The organism is Thermodesulfatator autotrophicus, from assembly GCF_001642325.1.
GTDB lineage: Bacteria > Desulfobacterota > Thermodesulfobacteria > Thermodesulfobacteriales > Thermodesulfatatoraceae > Thermodesulfatator > Thermodesulfatator autotrophicus.
Genome location: NZ_LSFI01000099.1, coordinates 1 through 2,647, shown reverse-complemented (window position 1 = coordinate 2,647; position 2,647 = coordinate 1). Strand labels below are relative to the sequence as shown.

The 2,647-nt window shown below is 39.3% G+C and carries 3 protein-coding genes; 2 read left to right on the top strand and 1 reads right to left on the bottom strand.

Annotated elements, in window-relative coordinates:
* Nucleotides 1-517: AAA family ATPase (locus TH606_RS11095; protein ID WP_157627925.1), on the bottom strand; the 517-nt coding region annotated here is incomplete at its 3' end.
* Between the two features lie 253 nt (nucleotides 518-770).
* Here TH606_RS11095 and TH606_RS11090 point away from each other — a divergent pair.
* The gene (locus TH606_RS11090; protein WP_068544051.1) at nucleotides 771-1,145 is read left to right on the top strand and encodes an HD domain-containing protein; all 375 of its coding nucleotides are present in this window, start codon (nucleotides 771-773) and stop codon (nucleotides 1,143-1,145) included.
* A gap of 1 nt (nucleotide 1,146) precedes the next feature.
* On the top strand, nucleotides 1,147-2,628 hold the full coding sequence (gene cas10, locus TH606_RS11085) for a type III-A CRISPR-associated protein Cas10/Csm1 (protein ID WP_068544049.1): 1,482 nt from the start codon (nucleotides 1,147-1,149) through the stop codon (nucleotides 2,626-2,628).
* Nucleotides 2,629-2,647: the final 19 nt, after the last annotated feature.

Here is a 2,647-nt window from a genome sequence, read left to right as displayed (position 1 = left end):
TTTTTAGCTCTTCCCGAATTTCAATGGCTGTTTCTTTTTTTTCAATATTATCAAGGATGGGCTTATCGTATTCGTCCACCAGGACTACTACTTTCTGGTTGTATTTCAGGCAAAGAGCTTTGATTAACTCCCCGGCTTTGTCTGGAATAATGCTTTTTTTTAAGTCAACCTGGTAATCCTGAGCATGGTCTTCTAAGATGTAATGAATTTTTTGCTGAAGAATATTTTTTTCTTTAATAACCCCGCTGCCAAATGAGATGTAAATCACCGGGTACTTGATAGACCAGTCCCAGTTATTCTCCAGATATAGCCCTTGAAAAAGCTCTCGCCTGGCCAGAAAGGCCTGCCGCAGAGTATCAAGAAAAAGAGACTTGCCAAAACGCCTTGGCCGGGAAAGAAAGTAATACTTACCTTCGTCAACAAGTTTCTTAACGAAGGGGGTTTTATCTACGTAATAGTAATTTTCTGTGCGTATGACTTCAAAACTCTGGATACCAACAGGAAGTTTCTTTTTCATAAAAGTATTATAACAAGTTTTTTCATGAATTAGCCAGCGTCACTTTTGGGGTTCATTAGCCTTTGCTCAATAAAGGCAGTTTTTGTTAACCGAAAATCTTTAAAAAGTGTTGACACGCAAGAGATTTTTTACTAAGGCAAATTCAAAGAATAGACAAGGGGATGGAGGGTATTTATTTTAAACTCCCTCAATAAAGAAGCCGACAAAATTTTTATCTGCCTGGTTTTTGGTAAGAAGTTCAGAGGGGTTTTCTATGGCTGAAACTCTATTGCCAGAAAGCTTTAAAATTTCTTTAGCAGCTCTTTTCCACGATATTGGTAAGATAGCTCAGGGTGTGCTTGAGTTACCCTCTCAAGACTATCGCGATCGGAATACCGACCTTTATCAACCATTTAATAAAAAGCAGGGGCGTCATACCCATGAACATGCCCTTTACACCGCAGCTTTTATAGAAAAATTTGCTAATTATTTTCCCGAAGAACTCAACTCTTCTGAATGGATAGAAGGCGAACGGGAAGATTCTTTTATCAACCTTGCGGCCAAGCACCATAAGCCTGAGACTCCTCTGCAGTGGATTATTACCCAGGCAGATCGCCTTAGCAGCGGCTTTGATCAGAGGTGGTTTTAACATGCTTTTTGAACAGGTAAAAGAAGTTACTATTGCTGCTCTGTTACATGATATCGGTAAAGTAGTGCAACGTGCTCGGGAAAAACCCCGAGATATGACTCATTCTGAATGGGGGGCAAAGTGGTTAGCTGGACGCTTCCCCGAAGGGTCCAAAATAATTCTGGCCGCAGCATATCATCATGCGGGAACAGAGTTATGGGACAAAAGTAATTTTACTTTACTAATTTATCAGGCTGATAATTGGGCTTCGTCTGAAAGAGATAAGAAAAAAGATGCTGTTTTTGTGTGGGATGCTGAAACTCCTTTAGCTACACCTTTTTCGCGTCTTTCTTTGAAAGAGAAAAGGGCAGCAAGCTATCCGGCCTTCTGGCCAGCGCAGGAGCTTAACCCTCTTCCACCAATAGCCACTAATGTGCCAGAGAAAGTCACTCGTGAAGATTACAAACGTTTGCTTTCTGCCTTTGAAGAAAATTTTTCTAAATTTTCTAAGAACAACTTGTCCCCGGATACTCTCCTGATGCTTCTTGAGAAATATTTTTCGTTTGTGCCTTCGGAGACTCTTGTTCCGAAAGAGGGCTTTGAAAAATGGCCCGATATTTCTCTTTTCGACCACTTAAAACTCACCGCCGCCATAGCTTCTTCCTATTATTTATGGCTAACCGAAAAATATGGTGCAGAATTTACTGAAAATAAAAGGCTTTTCAAGAAAGAAATTCTCGAACCTCCTTACAGCGAAAGGCCTTTTCTATTAGTTGGTGGAGACATTTCGGGAGTTCAAAAATTTATATATACCATAAGTTCAAAAGGAGCTCTTAAATCTCTTAAAGGCAGGTCATTTTTTCTTGAACTTCTTACCGAACATACGGCAAAGAGGATTCTCGATGCCGTTGGTCTTTACCGGTGTAATTTGATCTTTGCTGGTGGTGGTCATTTCTATTTGTTGTTGCCTAATACAGAAGAAACGCTTTCTCAGATAAAAACAATCAGGTCTGAATTAAATAGTTGGCTTGTGGAACAATTTAGCGGAACACTTGAAGTCCACATATGTTACGAAAGTTTTCATCCAAATGTTTTTACTGAGAGGGCGGGGCAGCTTTTTCAAAAGCTCTCTCAAAAATTTGAAGACTCAAAGAAAAAACCTTTTGCTGACAATCTTGATAAATTACTTTCAAAACCTTTGCCTATTCATGAAAGTTGTCTTGCAGAAGAAGGGGCACCTGGCTCCTGTATCGTCTGTTTTCGGGATGATGTAGAAATTAATTATTATGAAAATATTGGAGAACTTTGTGAAGGTTGTAAAGAGCAATATGACCTGGGAGCAAACATTCAAAAATACGCGAAGGATAAAGGTCAGCTTTTTAAACATTTTTTGCTAAGTAAAGATAGACCTCCTTGTATAAAAATTGAAAATACCTGGTATGAACTAAATGCCCATCCTGATGGGCGGGCAAATTACCTCTGGTCAGTAAACAATTTTTGGTAGTATTTCAGTAATTGTGTCC

Excerpts from the sequence above, each read along its gene's own strand:
- TH606_RS11090 (WP_068544051.1), top strand. The coding sequence starts at position 771 with ATGGCTGAAACTCTATTGCCAGAAAGCTTTAAAATTTCTTTAGCAGCT.
- cas10 (WP_068544049.1), top strand. The coding sequence starts at position 1,147 with ATGCTTTTTGAACAGGTAAAAGAAGTTACTATTGCTGCTCTGTTACAT.